The organism is Rhizobium sp. NZLR1 (assembly GCF_017357385.1).
GTDB lineage: Bacteria > Pseudomonadota > Alphaproteobacteria > Rhizobiales > Rhizobiaceae > Rhizobium.
The window spans coordinates 3,254,318-3,268,307 of record NZ_CP071632.1; the positions used below are offsets into that span (position 1 = coordinate 3,254,318).

Sequence of the window (13,990 nt, forward strand, 5' to 3'; positions counted from 1 at the left end):
TCCTGTTCTAGGCGCTGCATATGGCGGAGGTACGAATGACGGCAGAAAAGCTTTCCCTAGAGGATTTCCAGCCCGGCCGCCGCTTCGCCCTCGGTCCAAAGCTGGTGTTGGCCGAGGAAATCATCGAGTTTGCGCGGGAATTCGATCAGCAGCCCATGCATCTCGACGAGGCTGCCGGCCGCGCCAGCATTCTAGGCGGGCTCGCGGCCTCCGGCTGGCATACCTCTTCGATGCTCATGCGCATGATGGCCGACAGCTATATCCTGAACGCGCTCTGCGAGGGTGCGCCGGGCATAGACCTGATGGAATGGCGCAAGCCGGTGCTGGCAGGCGACACGCTGCAAGGCCACTCGACCGTGCTCGAAGCCCGGCCGATGCGCTCGCGCTCCGGAATGGGCATCGTCAAGTTCCGTCACGAGATGGAAAACCAGCGCGGCGAACTCGTTTGTCTCTCGGAGAATTCGGTCATGATCCGAATGCACCCCGGCCTCACTGACATCAGCATCAGCCCGGAGACATCAGCATGAGAATGTCCGAGCTTTGCGCCGTCGGCGAGAAGGCCGAGATCGGCAGCTACACCTTCACCGAGGAAAACATCATCCGCTTCGCGACGCGCTTCGATCCGCAGCGTTTTCACGTCGACAAGGAAGCAGCCAAGGATACCCTCTTCGGCGGCCTTTGCGCTTCGGGATGGCACACCACCGCCGCCTGGATGCGGACCTTCCTCGCCTTCTGGAAAAGCCAGAGCGTCGCCCTCGCACAAAGAGGCATGACGGCTCCGAACCTCGGCCCTTCACCCGGCTTCCAGAAACTGCAATGGCTGCGGCCGATCTTCCCAGGCGACGTCGTGACCTATTCCGTCACCCTCCTTTCCAGCCGGCCGCTCGCGTCGCGGCCGGGCTGGCACCTCAACACCATCCTCTGCGAGGGCGCCAATCAGAACGGCGATCCCGTCATGCGCTTCGAAAGCGGCGTCTTGGAATTCGACTGACGCCGCGTGCGGAATGCCGGGTCAGTGGCCGGAGAATTCGACCAGGGTGTGAACGACGACGCCGAGCTCTTCCAGCTTCTTGCGACCCCCAAGGTCCGGCAGGTCGATAACGAAGCAGGCGCCGACCACTTCCGCGCCGATCTGGCGCAGCAGCTTCGTGGCACCCACCGCCGTGCCGCCGGTTGCAATCAGGTCGTCGACCAGGATCACCTTCTCGCCGGGCTGCACCGCATCGCGGTGCATCTCCATCTCGTCGACGCCATATTCCAGGCTGTAGGCAATGCGCACGGTCTCGTGCGGCAGCTTGCCCTTTTTGCGGATCGGCACGAAGCCGGAGGAAAGCTGATGCGCCACCGCACCGCCGAGAATGAAGCCGCGCGCCTCCATGCCGGCAATCTTGTCGATTTTCGTGCCTGCATAGGGTTGCACGAGTTCGTCGACCGCCCGGCGGAAAGCGCGGGGGTTGCCGAGCAGCGTGGTGATGTCCCGAAAGATGATGCCGGGCTTGGGGTAGTCGTGGATGGAGCGGATGCTGGCGGCCAGCTCCGAAGTCATATTCTTGTCCATCGAAAGTCCATATCTGCGAGCGAAATTCGCCGCACCCTATCAATTGCCAGGGGCGGAACCAACAAAAAAGGCGGCTCGCAAGCCGCCTCTAAGATTCCGGCAAGGAGCGCTCAATGCTCTTTGTTGGCGTAGACCGAACGCTTCGTCAGGTAGATCAGCACCGTGAAGATCGCCAGGAAGATCATGACCATGAAGCCGGTGCGCTTGCGCTCCTCAAGATGCGGCTCGGCGGCCCACATCAGGAAGGAGGAGACGTCCTTGGAATACTGGTCGACGGTCTGCGGTGCGCCGTCGTCATAGGTCACCTGGCCATCGGAGAGCGGCTTCGGCATGGCGAGGACGGCAGCGGCATGGAAATACGGGTTATAATGTCCGCCCTGCGGCACTTGGAAACCGGCCGGCGGCTCTTCATAGCCGGTCAACAGCGCGTGGATATAGTCCGGGCCGTTTTCCTGATACTGCGTGAAGACGTCGAAGACGAATTGCGGGAAGCCGCGCTCGACTTCGCGGGCTTTGGCGATCAGCGAAAAATCAGGCGGAGCCGCACCGTTGTTGGAAGCGGCAGCCGCCTCCGCATTGGCGAAAGGCGCCGGGAAGTGGTCGGAAGGGACCGCCTTGCGGGTAAACATCTCGCCGGCCGCATTCGGGCCGTCCTGGACTTCGTAGTTCGCGGCGAAAGCTTTCACCTGCCCCTCGTTGTAGCCGAGCTCGTCGAGCATGCGGAAAGGCACGAGGTTCATCGAATGGCAGGCGGAACAGACTTCGGTGTAGACCTTGAGGCCGCGCTGAAGCTGAGCCTTGTCGTAATGGCCGAACGGACCGGCGAAAGTCCATTCCTCCTCCTTCGGCTCCTTCAGCGGATAGTGCGGCGTCGCACTTTCCGCGTGATGGGCAGGAGCAGCACCGTTGGCGGGCGTCGCTTCCTGGGCGACGGCGGCGCTGCCGAGAACAGCAGCGACTGCGAGCGAAAGAATGCTTGCAACAAGCGTTTTCATGTTTTTGTTCCCTTCCGCCGCGCGCTTACGCATTGGCCGCCGCACTGGCGGCAGCTGTCTTGTTGCGCTTTTCGAGCACCGCTTCGGTGATCGAGTTCGGGATGCGGCGCGGCGTTTCCACCAGGCCGAGAACTGGCATGGCGACCAGGAAGAAAGCGAAGTAGAGAAGCGTGCAGATCTGCGAAATCGTGGTGAACAGGCCTTCCGCCGGTTGCGAACCCAGCCAGCCGAGGATGATCGCGTTGATCACGAACAGCCAGTAGAACAGCTTGTACCAGGGACGGTAGACCGCCGAGCGGACCTTCGAGGTATCGAGCCAGGGCAGGAAGAACAGCACGATGATCGCACCGAACATCACCAGCACGCCGCCGAGCTTGGAGTCGATCGGGCCGACGTTGAAGGTGATCGAACGCAGCATCGCGTAGAACGGCAGGAAGTACCATTCCGGAACGATGTGGGCCGGTGTCTTCAACGGGTCGGCCGGGATGTAGTTGTCGGCATGGCCGAGGAAGTTCGGCAGGTAGAAGACGAAATAGGCATAGACCAGCAGGAAGATTGAGACGCCGAGCGCATCCTTCATCGTCGCATAGGGCGTGAAGCGCACGGTGTCCGTCTTCGTCTTGACCTCGACGCCCGTCGGGTTGGTCTGGCCGACGACGTGCAGCGCCCAGATATGCAGGACGACGACGCCGGCGATCATGAAGGGCAGCAGGTAATGCAGCGAGAAGAAGCGGTTCAGCGTCGGCTGATCGACGGCGAAGCCGCCCAGCAGAAACTGCTGGATCCATTCGCCGACCAGCGGGAAGGCCGAGAAGAAGCCGGTAATGACGGTCGCGCCCCAGAAGGACATCTGCCCCCACGGCAGAACGTAGCCCATGAAGCCGGTCGCCATCATCAGCAGGTAGATGACCACGCCGAGGATCCAGAGGATTTCGCGCGGTGCCTTGTAGGAACCGTAATAGAGGCCGCGGGCGATGTGCAGATAGACGGCGACGAAGAAGAAGGAGGCGCCGTTGGCATGCATATAGCGCAGCATCCAGCCATGATTGACGTCACGCATGATCTTTTCAACGGAGTTGAAGGCGATCGTCGTGTCGGCGGCATAGTGCATGGCCAGCACCACGCCCGTCAGGATCTGCACGATCAGCATGACGGCGAGCATGGCGCCGAATGTATAGGCGTAGTTCAGGTTCCTGGGAACCGGATAGGCGATGAAGCTGTCATAGACCATGCGCGGCAAAGGCAGGCGCGCATCGACCCATTTCTCAAGGCCGGTTGATGGCTCGTAGCTGGAATGGCCACTCATTAATCAGTCTCCCCTCAACCGATCTTGATCTTGGTATCGGATATAAATGAAAAGGTCGGAATCGCCAGGTTCTGCGGCGCAGGACCCTTACGGATGCGGCCGGCCGTATCGTAGACCGAGCCATGGCAGGGACAGAACCAACCATTGTATTCGCCGGCCTGGCCGAGCGGCACGCAGCCGAGATGGGTGCAGGTGCCGATCATGACGATCCAGTTTTCCTTGTCCTTGCCACCTGAACGGTCGACACCCGTTGCCTGAGCTTCGGGCGGCAGATTGGCATTGCGGGCGATCGGATCCTTGAGGTCCGCCAGCGCAACATCGGCGGCGGCCTTCACTTCTTCAGCCGTGCGGTTGCGGATGAAGATCGGCTTGCCGCGCCACTTGACCGTCAGCGACATGCCGGGCTCGAGGCTCGCAACATCGACTTCGATGGAGGCCAGCGCCAGCGTCGACGCATCCGGGCGCATTTGGTCGACGAACGGCCAGGCAACCGCGACGGCGCCGACAGCACCTGCCATACCAGTGGTGAGATAAAGGAAATCACGGCGAGTAGGCTCTGTTGAAGCCTCGCTTGTCGTTACGTGTTCGCTCACGGCCTAACCATCCTCTGCGCAATTATCGCGGAATTCCGCCCTGCCCCCTCTGCCGGCGAATCGATCCAGACACAATTCGGCCATAGATTCCCCGGCAATCCGGCGCGTTCTAAGCTTGATCGCAAATTATGTCCAGCCTTGGCAAGGGGAAGAGGGCACAATGTCGCGGGAATTTCCGATGAATTTTTTAAGGCAAACACGAGCTTGCGATTATGTTGCATTGCAACAAAAATGCCGCCGTGATAGGCGCAGTCGCAATCACGCCAGCGAGCCGGACCGGAGCGGATGAGAGACACGATTTTCTGCGTATTCAGCGTTCTCACAACCCTGGTTCTCACCATCGTCTCACTGCGATACGTTAGCAACTTCTATCTGCTTTCTCTCTTTTACAGTTTCCAGATCCATCTGGCGGTGGCAGCAGCGGCAGCGTCGATCGCAGCCTTTCTCGTCAAGCGGCACTGGTATGCGCTGCTGACGCTCGCCGTATCCGCGGTCCTTGCCGTCCATGGTGTGGTGATGACGCGCGAATTCGTCGAGCCCGCCGTCGCCGAAGGCCGCCCGGCCCTCTTCAAGCTGATGTCTTTCAATATCGAGAATGATAATTTCGCCAACGGCGCAGCAATCGCCGATATGGCCATCGCCTCGGGTGCCGACGTCGTCAGCATCCTGGAGGCCGAACCGCTGCTGTCGGAACTGCCGCGGTTATTGAAGACCTATCCCTATTACGTCGGCTGTGGTGTCGGCATGCAGGAATGCGATACGCTGGTGCTGTCGAAGCGCCCGCTCATCGAACCTCGCATCCGCAACCTCGGGCTGCTCTGGCGCAACCGGCTGACGATCTCGACGATCGACTTCGACGGCCAGAAGATCAATTTCCTCGCCGCGCACCTGACCAAACCTTATTACGACGAATTCCATGGCCTGGAAATCGAAGATCTCACGGAGATTATTCCCTCACTGCCGGGACCGCTCGTTCTTGCCGGTGATTTCAACACGTCGATTCTGGCGCCCGACGTGCAGTATCTCATGCGCAGCCAAGGCTTGGGCACGGTATCGCTGGAGCCGGCGACATGGCCGATCGCCGCAGGCGCCTTCGGCATTCCGATTGATCACGTCTTCAGCAGGGCGCCCCTGCGGCTGAAATCGGTCCGCCGCATCGGGGACAGTTTCGGTTCAAATCATTTTGGCCTCATGGCGGAATTCGTCGTCGACCCTTGAGCCCACGTCTTCGTCCGCCGCGAGGAAGCCGCCGGACTGGCGCGCCCAGAGCTCGGCATAGAGCCCGCCGCGGCGAAGCAGTTGGTCATGGCTGCCCTCCTCGATGATCCGGCCGAGATCAACAACGATCAGCCGGTCGAGTGCTGCAATCGTCGACAGCCGGTGGGCGATCGCAAGCACCGTTTTGCCTTCCATGATCCGATGGAGATTGGATTGGATCGCTTCCTCCACTTCCGAATCGAGGGCCGACGTCGCTTCGTCGAGGACGAGGATCGGAGCGTCCTTGAGCATGACGCGGGCAATGGCGATGCGCTGCCGCTGTCCGCCTGACAGTTTGACACCGCGTTCGCCGACATGCGCATCGAAACCTCTACGGCCCTGCTGATCCTGCAGCCGCTCGATAAAGTCGATGGCTTCGGCACGCCTGGCCGCCTCGACCAACCGCTCCTCACCGGCATCCGGCCGTCCGAACAGGATATTGTCGCGCACCGAACGATGCAACAGCGAGGTGTCCTGGCTGACGACGCCGATCTGCATCCTGAGAGATTCCTGCGTCACGGCCGCAATATCCTGGCCGTCGATGAGAATGCGACCATCCTGAATGTCGTAGAGGCGCAGCAGCAGGTTCATCAGCGTCGATTTTCCCGCCCCCGAACGGCCGACGATCCCGACCTTTTCGCCCGGTTGGATGGTCAGTGAGAAATTCTCGACGACCGGCAGGTGACCCTTGCCGTAGCGGAAGGAAACATTGTCGAAGCGGATGCCGGGCTGCCGGATCAGCAGGCTCTTCGCATCCGGCCGATCGACGAGCCCCAGAGGTTGGGATATCAGCTCGGCGGCGTTCTGAATGGTGCCGAGATTGCGCATGATACCGTTAAACTGCGTCATCAGCCGCCCGAGCAGGAAATTCAGCCTGAGCACCAGCGCCAAAGAAAATGCCACGGCACCGGAGCTGATCAGGCCGCGCAGCCAGAGATCGACGCTCAGCCCCGCCATCGTTACAATCATCAGGCCGGAGAGCAGCGCCATCGAGGCCCTGACGCCGGTGATGAACCGCGTGAAACGCAGAACCGTATCCTGAAAGATATCGAAGCCCTGCCGCATGTATCGGTCGCTTTCCTCGTCGCGCGCAAACAGCTTCAGCGTCTGCATGTTGCTGTAGGAATCGACCATTCGGCCGTTCAGCATCGATCCGGCCTCCGCTGTTTCGCGGGAATGAAGGCGGATCCGCGGAACGAAATGACGGGCAAGCAGGCCGAAGGCGCCAAGCCAGAACAGCACGACGGCGGCAAGGGAAAAGTCCAGCCGGGCGACGAGCACCAGCGTCGTCACGGCATAAATTCCGACGAACCAGACGCTTTCCATCAGCGAAGTGACGAGATCCCCGGTTGCCTGCCCGGCCGACCAGACCTTGGTAACGATGCGTCCGGAGAAATCGCTCTGGAAGAACGATAAAGACTGCCTGGAGACATGGAGATAGGATTGCCAACGTGCTAGATTGTAGAAACCCGGCGTGATCACCTGCTGATCGACGAGCGCGATCAGGAAGGCGACGACGAAACGCACGAGCCCGATGAGCGCGAGCATGCCGAACAGCTCGCCGCCATGGGCTGCGAGAAGACCGCTCCAGCCGGCGCCGGGCCTGATACTGCCAAGGATATCGACGAGCCGGCCGACGAACCAGAAAAGTGCGGCCTCGATGGCCGCCGATGTGCCGCCGAGAATGAGCATGGCGACGAACGGCATCTTCGCCTGGCCGATATAGAACCGGATGAAACCGAGCGTCGAGCCCGGCGGCTGAAGATTGGCGCGCGGACCGAACGGATCGATCCAGGTTTCGAACAGGCGAAGGATGGGGCGCAGGAACATGGAAGCGATATAGGCGGATTGAGCCGAGCGGCAAAGGGAATGAAAAGCGGACGCAACCTTATATTTTGGTAATGAACGATAACATCGGCGGCATCGCCATTGATTACCCCCGAACCCGTCACAATCTGACGATACGATCGCACTTCACCGGAGAGTATCCATGGAAACGAAAATGCTCGATGTGCATATTCCGCTTCCGCTCGCGGAAAGGCTCGATGCCCTGGCTCTCGACCTGGCATTGCCGCGCGACGAAATCGTCACCGAGGCCGTTACCGCCTGGCTCGACCAGGAGGAGCGCCGCCGCATCGTCGCGCTGCGCACCCTCGCCGCCGCCAACACCATCATCCTCGTCGAACATGACCGCGTCATCGACTGGGCCGACAGCCTGTGAATGGACGGGGCGGCCGTCGGCAGTCCCCAATACCGTTGGCAACCACAAAGTAGCCAGGATAGGAATTCAAAAGGCCTTACCCGCTTCCGCCGGGAGGGCCCTTTATCATTCCGCCGCCTCTTCCGCCTCTTCGGCGTGATCGGAGAGGAAGCCGCCGGACTGGCGGTTCCAGAGGTCGGCATAGATGCCGCGTCCTTCGACGAGTTCGGCATGCGAACCGGCCTCGACGATTCGGCCCTTGTCGAGCACGATCAGCCGGTCCATCTCCGTCAACGTCGACAGCCGGTGAGCGATCGCGATTACCGTCTTGCCCTCCATCAGGGCAAACAGGTTTTCCTGGATCGCCGCCTCGACTTCGGAATCGAGCGCCGAGGTCGCCTCGTCGAGCACCAGGATCGGCGCGTCCTTAAGGAAAACGCGGGCGATCGCGACGCGCTGCCGCTGGCCGCCGGAGAGCTTGACGCCGCGTTCGCCGACCTGAGCGTCAAGCCCCTCGCGGCCTTGCATGTCGACGAGCCCTTCGATGAACTCCCAGGCATTGGCGCGCTTGGCGGCCTCGATGATCTCGACGTCCGAGGCATCGGGACGGCCGTAGGCGATGTTGTCGCGGATCGAGCGATGCAGCAGCGAGGTATCCTGCGTCACCACGCCGATCAGCGAGCGCAGGCTTTCTTGCGAGACGCCGGCGATGTCCTGCCCGTCGATAGTGATGCGCCCACTCTCCAGGTCGTAGAAGCGCAGCAACAGGTTCATCAGCGTCGTCTTGCCGGCGCCGGAGCGGCCGACGAGACCGACCTTCTCGCCCGCCTTGATGTCGAGTGACAGGTTGTCGATGACACCCTTGCTCTTGCCGTAGTGGAAGCGGATGCGGTCGTAGTGGATCGCGCCCTTCTTCGCCGTCAAACTGGGAGCGCCCGGCTTGTCGACGATGTCGTGCTGTTTGCTCATCATCTCCATGCCGTCATAGACCGTGCCGATATTCTCGAACAGCGCCGAGACTTCCCACATGATCCATTGCGACATACCGTTGACGCGCATCGCAAGTCCGATGGCGATGGCGATGGCTCCGACCGAGATCGCGCCGTTCAGCCAGAACCAGATCGACAGACCGGAGATGACGAAGAGCGCGACACAGTTGTTCAGATAGACGCTGATGTGGAAGAGTGTCACCTTGCGCATCTGCTTGTGCACGGTCTGCAGGAACTCGTCCATGCCCTCCTTGGCATAGACCTCCTCGCGGCCGGCATGCGAAAACAGCTTGACGGTGGCGATATTCGTATAGCTGTCGACCACGCGCCCCGTCATCATCGAGCGCGCATCCGCCTGCGTCGCAGCGATCTTGCGAAGCCGCGGCACGAAATAGGCGACGATGCCGATGTAGACGGCGAGCCAGACGAGGATCGGGATCATCAGCCGCCAGTCTGCCGCCGCAATGACGATGATCATCGTCAGGAAGTAGGTCACAACGTAGACGAAGACGTCGAGGATCTTCATCACCGTTTCGCGCACGGCAAGCGAGGTCTGCATGACCTTGGTCGCCACGCGCCCGGCAAACTCATTGGCGAAGAACGTCATGCTGTGGCGCAGCAGGAAGCGGTGCATCTGCCAGCGTGCAATCATCGGATAGTTACCGAGCATCATCTGATGCATGATCAGAGAATCGAGCCCCGCCGTCAGCGGCAGACCGATCAGCACCAGCGCCGCCATCCAGAAAAGCTTGTGGCCCTCCCTGTCCAGGAAGTTGGCGCGATCGGCATTGGTCAGCCAGTCGACGATGTCGCCGAGGAACTGGAAGAGCGCCACTTCGCCGACGGCGATCAGCGCGGTCAACAGGGCCATCAGTCCGAGCCATGGCGCCGCCGGTTTGCTGTAGTGCCAGCAAAAGGCAAAGAGACCCTTCGGCGGAGCAACGGGCTCCTCGCTTGGAAAGGGATTGAGTCGCTGTTCGAACCAGCCAAACATGAAATTGCTCCGAAACGTCAGCGTTCCGGCTCCCGGCTTCGCGCCATCCCAGCGCATGCAAGCACATATGGGAACCGAACGTTCAAGGGGCGAGGCTGAAACAGCCGCACAATGGATCAAAAGAGGGATTCAAGAAGAAATGCGCCCTAGCGGCGCCGCGTCGCCTTGGACGGCATCACGGCGGGAAAGCGCATATCGAGCAAAATATTCATGACGGCCCTCCCTGCTGGCGACTGAAGACATGCATGGATAACGCGAAAATCGCGAAATTTCCAGCCCAATAATGGCGCAAATTGAACGTTTCCGGGCCAAACTGCGCCCTGTTGCGCCGAAAGCAAGGTTGCATTAGGCCTCTCGCGTGGAAACGGAAACCAAAAAGCGGGCATGATGACGGACCTGAGATTGGCACTCTATCAGCCGGATATTCCCGGCAATACCGGCACGATCCTGCGCCTTGCAGCCTGCCTGGGCTTCGCGGTCGATCTGATCGAGCCCGCCGGCTTCGACGTCTCCGACCGCAACCTGAAACGATCAGGCATGGATTACATCGCCACAGCTAGCCTCACCCGACATATCAGCTGGGACCGCTTCGAGGCGTGGCGTCTGACCACCGGCCGCCGCCTAATCCTTGCCTCGACCAAGGCTGCGGACCGCTACACCGATCTTGCCTTTTGCCCCGACGATATCCTGCTTTTCGGCCGCGAAAGCGCCGGCGTGCCGGATCAGGTCCATGAGAGGGCCGATGCCCGCATCCTGATCCCGATGGTCGAAGGCCAGCGCTCGATCAACGTCGCCGTCTCGGCTGCAATGATCGTCGGCGAAGCGATGCGCCAGACGGTCTGGGCCTGACCGCTGCTGGCGCGCGCAGAGCAAAGGCCCGCAGAATTGCGGATCCGCTGATGAATATGTCGCAAAATAGCGTTGTCTATCCGTCAAACCGGCGTATATTTATTAGCCGAGCAATCAAAAATACTGCGTAGCCTCCATGATTCCAATGGGTTGGACGCCATATGAGGAAAGCACCACTTCTCCAGGCTGTGAAAGAAGAATAAAAACAAGAAATGGATTCCACAATCATCATGATCAACCTGTTCGGTGCCGTGGCCTTGCTGCTGTTCGGCCTCGCGCAGGTGAAGGACGGCGTGTCCAGGGCCTTCGGCGCACGACTGAGAACAGGGCTGGCGAGCGGCACGCGCGGTGGCTTCCGCTCCTTCCTGTCGGGGCTGGTAGCGACCATCGCGCTGCAGAGTTCGACGGCAACGGCGCTGATGACCGCATCCTTCGTCGAACGTGACCTGATCAAGCCGCGCATGGCGCAGATCGTCCTGCTCGGCGCCAATGTCGGCACCGCGATCACCGCCTGGATCGTCGCAACCGGCATCGAATGGCTCTCTCCGCTGCTGATCCTGACCGGCATCGTGCTTTACCGTGGCCGCTCCAGCGCCCGCCAGGGCGGTGGCGCGGCGCTGATCGGCATCGGTCTGATGCTGCTGTCGCTGCATTTGCTCGGCCTCGCCACGGAGCCGATGCGCGCCTCTCCGGCTCTCGCCGCCTTCATCGGCCTGCTGGACGGCGCTCTGCCCGTGGCGCTGCTCTTTTCAGCAGGCCTTGCCTTCCTCTCCTCGTCGAGCCTGGCTGTGGTGGTGCTTATCCTGTCGCTCGCCTCGGCGGGCCTGGTCTCGGCTGAACTCGTCATCGTGCTCGTGCTCGGCGCCAATCTCGGCGGCGCGATCCCACCTGTCATCGCGACATTGTCCGGCCCGGTGTCGGCGCGGCGCGTCACTCTCGGCAATCTCGCGGTGCGCGCGCTCGGCTGCTTCATCGCCCTGCCGCTGGCGGGCTATGGCGCCGAACTCATCCAGATGCTGCCCTTCGGTCCGGCCAAGCTGCCGGTCGACGCGCATCTCGCCTTCAACCTTCTGCTCGCAGCACTCGCCTGGCCGTTCTCCCGGCCGCTCGCCACCCTGATGGCCCGGCTGGTGCCGGATCAGCCGGAGCCTGACAACGCACCGAAATATCTCGATGCGCAGGAGCTTTCGACACCCGTCATTGCCCTTGCGAGCGCCACCCGCGAAGTGCTCGGCGTCGGCGACATCATCGAGCGCATGCTGGTTAGGGTCTCCGAAGCCTTCGAGCAGAATGATGCCAGCAAACTTGCCGAAATCCCGGCTCTCGAAGAGCGCGTCGACCGGCTGCAGCAGGAAGTGAAGATCTATCTCTCGAAGCTCGGCCGCGACGGACTCACCGACGAGAACGCCCGCCGTTCGATCGTCGTCATCGATTATGCGATCAATCTCGAACATATGGGCGACATCATCGAGAAGGGCTTGCGGGAGCAGGTGGCGAAGAAGATCTCGCTTGGCCTGAAATTCTCCGATGACGGTCATCAGGAACTGCGCAAGCTGTTCGACCTGACAATCGACAATCTGCGGGTCGCCCAGACGATCTTCGTCACCCGCGATTTCAATCTCGCGCGGCAGATGATGGAGATAAAGGTTGAGGTGCGCCGGATGGAGAAGCAGTCGGCCGAGCGCCATCTCGAACGCCTGCGCGACGGCCGCGCCGACAGCCTGCAGACCAGCTCGCTGCATCTCGACATGCTGCGCGACCTGAAGCGGGTCAACGCCCACATTGTCTCTGTGGCGCATCCGATCATGGACGAGAGTGGCCTGCTGATTGAAAGCCGTGTGCGGCCCGCCGCGGAGTGAGGATCAGTCTGCCGAAGGCAGGCGGCGCATGGTGAATTCGATCTGGTCGCCGTCGAGCTGGCGCCAGCTCTCCACCTCTGTCCAGTAGGCGGCTTTCGGATATTCGTCGAACCATTCCCGCGCCTTGGCGCGTGCGTCGATCAGGGCGAGGCAATATGTCTCACGCACGAAGTGGTCTTTCCTGCGGGAAGAAGTTTCCGCCCGATGTCTCGCTATCCTGCGCTTCAGGCCGTCGAAGGACGGAGGTCCTGGAACTTTTTTCATCAAACCTACCTCTTCAGAAAAGGTAGTATCGAAATTCGGGATTTGCGAGTCGAATCTTGGAAGCGCTTGGCGGTCCTTGCTTGGCTTGGCGAGATGCGGCGCCACCTGCTAAACGGGGCGGGTAATCGAGAATAAGCGAGTCGCTTCCTATGGAGATGCCGACCGCCGGAGGCGCGAATGGAAAGACCGGAACTGCCGATCGGCTTGCCTGAAGATATCGAAGAGAAGAAGGCGGCCGCCCGCAACTGGTTCGAAGGACTGCGCGATACGATCTGCGCCTCCTTCGAAACCCTTGAAGACGAGTTGGAAGGTCCGCTCTCCGATCAGGAGCCCGGCCGCTTCGTCGCCAAGGATTGGTGGCGCGAAAACGGCGGCGGCGGCCGCATGTCGATGATGGAGGGCCGTGTCTTCGAGAAGGTCGGCGTTCACACCTCCACCGTCCACGGCGAGTTCTCTCCGGACTTCCGGGCGCAGATACCTGGCGCCAAGGACGATCCGCGTTTCTGGGCCTCGGGCATTTCGCTGATTGCCCATCCCGTCAATCCCAACGTCCCGGCCGTGCATATGAACACCCGCATGGTGGTCACCACCAGCCGCTGGTTCGGCGGTGGCGCCGATCTGACGCCGGTGCTGTCGCGCCGCCGCACCCAGGAGGACGAGGATAGCCAGCTCTTCCACAAGGCCATGGAGATCGCCTGCCGCAATCATGCCGTCGCCGATTACGATGCCTATAAGGCCTGGTGCGACGAATATTTCTTCCTGAAACACCGCAGCGAGGCCCGCGGCATTGGCGGCATCTTCTACGACTGGCTGCATTCGAGCGAGGACGCTGGCGGCTGGGACGCCGATTTCGCCTTCACGCGCGATATCGGCCGGGCCTTCGCCATGGTCTATCCGAAGATCGTCCGCACCAACTTCAATAAATTGTGGACGGAGGCTGACCGCGACGAACAATTGATCCGCCGGGGCCGCTACGTCGAATTCAATCTGCTGTATGATCGCGGCACGATCTTCGGCCTGAAGACCGGCGGCAACGTTGAATCCATTCTCTCATCGTTGCCCCCCGTCGTCCGTTGGCCATGACACTGTGATACTCATCGATAAATTCGAGGTGATGGGCCTTCAC

14 protein-coding genes are annotated in these 13,990 nt (G+C 61.1%); 7 read left to right on the forward strand and 7 right to left on the reverse strand.

The window, feature by feature from the left end; genetic code table 11:
- The first annotated feature begins 35 nt into the window (after positions 1–35).
- Entirely contained in the window at positions 36–527 is a 492-nt protein-coding gene (locus tag J3O30_RS16225; protein WP_207581292.1) for a MaoC family dehydratase, read from the forward strand.
- Positions 524–991 carry a MaoC family dehydratase gene (locus J3O30_RS16230; RefSeq protein ID WP_207581293.1) on the forward strand — a complete coding sequence of 156 codons (468 nt, stop codon included), beginning with the start codon at positions 524–526 and terminating at the stop codon, positions 989–991. The genes J3O30_RS16225 and J3O30_RS16230 overlap by 4 nt, the downstream gene beginning before the upstream one ends.
- A gap of 21 nt (positions 992–1,012) precedes the next feature.
- Here the strand turns inward: J3O30_RS16230 and J3O30_RS16235 are convergent, their stop codons facing one another.
- The 4 genes from J3O30_RS16235 to petA form a co-directional block, all read right to left on the reverse strand.
- Complete coding sequence (locus J3O30_RS16235; protein ID WP_207581294.1) at positions 1,013–1,558, reverse strand: adenine phosphoribosyltransferase; 546 nt, start codon at positions 1,556–1,558, stop codon at positions 1,013–1,015.
- Positions 1,559–1,668: 110 nt separating this feature from the next.
- A complete protein-coding gene (locus J3O30_RS16240) occupies positions 1,669–2,553 on the reverse strand; it encodes a cytochrome c1 (protein ID WP_207581295.1) in 885 nt (294 codons plus the stop codon).
- A gap of 25 nt (positions 2,554–2,578) precedes the next feature.
- Positions 2,579–3,859, reverse strand: a complete 1,281-nt coding sequence (locus tag J3O30_RS16245; protein WP_207581296.1) for a cytochrome b N-terminal domain-containing protein — start codon at positions 3,857–3,859, stop codon at positions 2,579–2,581.
- 14 nt (positions 3,860–3,873) lie between these two features.
- Positions 3,874–4,452 (reverse strand): ubiquinol-cytochrome c reductase iron-sulfur subunit, encoded by a 579-nt coding sequence (gene petA, locus J3O30_RS16250; RefSeq protein WP_207581297.1) that lies wholly within the window; start codon positions 4,450–4,452, stop codon positions 3,874–3,876.
- Positions 4,453–4,737: 285 nt separating this feature from the next.
- On the opposite strand from petA, the gene J3O30_RS16255 reads away from it, so the two are divergent.
- Positions 4,738–5,670 carry an endonuclease/exonuclease/phosphatase family protein gene (locus tag J3O30_RS16255; RefSeq protein ID WP_207581298.1) on the forward strand — a complete coding sequence of 311 codons (933 nt, stop codon included), beginning with the start codon at positions 4,738–4,740 and terminating at the stop codon, positions 5,668–5,670.
- Here J3O30_RS16255 and J3O30_RS16260 read toward each other — a convergent pair.
- Positions 5,626–7,539 (reverse strand): ABC transporter ATP-binding protein, encoded by a 1,914-nt coding sequence (locus tag J3O30_RS16260; RefSeq protein ID WP_207581299.1) that lies wholly within the window; start codon positions 7,537–7,539, stop codon positions 5,626–5,628. The genes J3O30_RS16255 and J3O30_RS16260 overlap by 45 nt on opposite strands.
- A 160-nt stretch (positions 7,540–7,699) precedes the next feature.
- Here J3O30_RS16260 and J3O30_RS16265 point away from each other — a divergent pair, with 160 nt between their 5' ends.
- Positions 7,700–7,930 (forward strand): ribbon-helix-helix protein, CopG family, encoded by a 231-nt coding sequence (locus J3O30_RS16265; RefSeq protein WP_207581300.1) that lies wholly within the window; start codon positions 7,700–7,702, stop codon positions 7,928–7,930.
- Positions 7,931–8,035: 105 nt separating this feature from the next.
- On the opposite strand, the gene J3O30_RS16270 is transcribed toward J3O30_RS16265, so the two are convergent.
- Positions 8,036–9,892, reverse strand: coding sequence for an ABC transporter ATP-binding protein (locus J3O30_RS16270; protein ID WP_207581301.1), 1,857 nt, complete (start codon positions 9,890–9,892; stop codon positions 8,036–8,038).
- A gap of 387 nt (positions 9,893–10,279) precedes the next feature.
- Between J3O30_RS16270 and J3O30_RS16275 the strand changes: the two genes are divergently transcribed.
- Positions 10,280–10,741: a tRNA (cytidine(34)-2'-O)-methyltransferase gene (locus J3O30_RS16275; protein ID WP_207584349.1), complete on the forward strand. Its 462-nt coding sequence runs from the start codon at positions 10,280–10,282 to the stop codon at positions 10,739–10,741.
- Between the two features lie 212 nt (positions 10,742–10,953).
- Positions 10,954–12,600 (forward strand): Na/Pi cotransporter family protein, encoded by a 1,647-nt coding sequence (locus J3O30_RS16280; RefSeq protein ID WP_207581302.1) that lies wholly within the window; start codon positions 10,954–10,956, stop codon positions 12,598–12,600.
- 3 nt (positions 12,601–12,603) lie between these two features.
- Here the strand turns inward: J3O30_RS16280 and J3O30_RS16285 are convergent, their stop codons facing one another.
- Complete coding sequence (locus J3O30_RS16285; protein WP_207581303.1) at positions 12,604–12,864, reverse strand: hypothetical protein; 261 nt, start codon at positions 12,862–12,864, stop codon at positions 12,604–12,606.
- A 177-nt stretch (positions 12,865–13,041) separates the two neighbouring features.
- On the opposite strand from J3O30_RS16285, the gene hemF reads away from it, so the two are divergent.
- Positions 13,042–13,947: an oxygen-dependent coproporphyrinogen oxidase gene (gene hemF / locus J3O30_RS16290; protein WP_207581304.1), complete on the forward strand. Its 906-nt coding sequence runs from the start codon at positions 13,042–13,044 to the stop codon at positions 13,945–13,947.
- The last annotated feature ends 43 nt before the right edge of the window (positions 13,948–13,990 follow it).

What these genes read in the sequence shown, in the direction of transcription:
- J3O30_RS16225 (WP_207581292.1), top strand. Translation starts at nt 36, where the DNA reads ATGACGGCAGAAAAGCTTTCCCTAGAGGATTTCCAGCCCGGCCGCCGC.
- J3O30_RS16230 (WP_207581293.1), top strand. Translation starts at nt 524, where the DNA reads ATGAGAATGTCCGAGCTTTGCGCCGTCGGCGAGAAGGCCGAGATCGGC.
- J3O30_RS16235 (WP_207581294.1), bottom strand. Translation starts at nt 1,558, where the DNA reads ATGGACAAGAATATGACTTCGGAGCTGGCCGCCAGCATCCGCTCCATC.
- J3O30_RS16240 (WP_207581295.1), bottom strand. Translation starts at nt 2,553, where the DNA reads ATGAAAACGCTTGTTGCAAGCATTCTTTCGCTCGCAGTCGCTGCTGTT.
- J3O30_RS16245 (WP_207581296.1), bottom strand. Translation starts at nt 3,859, where the DNA reads ATGAGTGGCCATTCCAGCTACGAGCCATCAACCGGCCTTGAGAAATGG.
- J3O30_RS16255 (WP_207581298.1), top strand. Translation starts at nt 4,738, where the DNA reads ATGAGAGACACGATTTTCTGCGTATTCAGCGTTCTCACAACCCTGGTT.
- J3O30_RS16260 (WP_207581299.1), bottom strand. Translation starts at nt 7,539, where the DNA reads ATGTTCCTGCGCCCCATCCTTCGCCTGTTCGAAACCTGGATCGATCCG.
- J3O30_RS16265 (WP_207581300.1), top strand. Translation starts at nt 7,700, where the DNA reads ATGGAAACGAAAATGCTCGATGTGCATATTCCGCTTCCGCTCGCGGAA.
- J3O30_RS16270 (WP_207581301.1), bottom strand. Translation starts at nt 9,892, where the DNA reads ATGTTTGGCTGGTTCGAACAGCGACTCAATCCCTTTCCAAGCGAGGAG.
- J3O30_RS16275 (WP_207584349.1), top strand. Translation starts at nt 10,280, where the DNA reads ATGACGGACCTGAGATTGGCACTCTATCAGCCGGATATTCCCGGCAAT.
- J3O30_RS16280 (WP_207581302.1), top strand. Translation starts at nt 10,954, where the DNA reads ATGGATTCCACAATCATCATGATCAACCTGTTCGGTGCCGTGGCCTTG.
- J3O30_RS16285 (WP_207581303.1), bottom strand. Translation starts at nt 12,864, where the DNA reads ATGAAAAAAGTTCCAGGACCTCCGTCCTTCGACGGCCTGAAGCGCAGG.
- hemF (WP_207581304.1), top strand. Translation starts at nt 13,042, where the DNA reads ATGGAAAGACCGGAACTGCCGATCGGCTTGCCTGAAGATATCGAAGAG.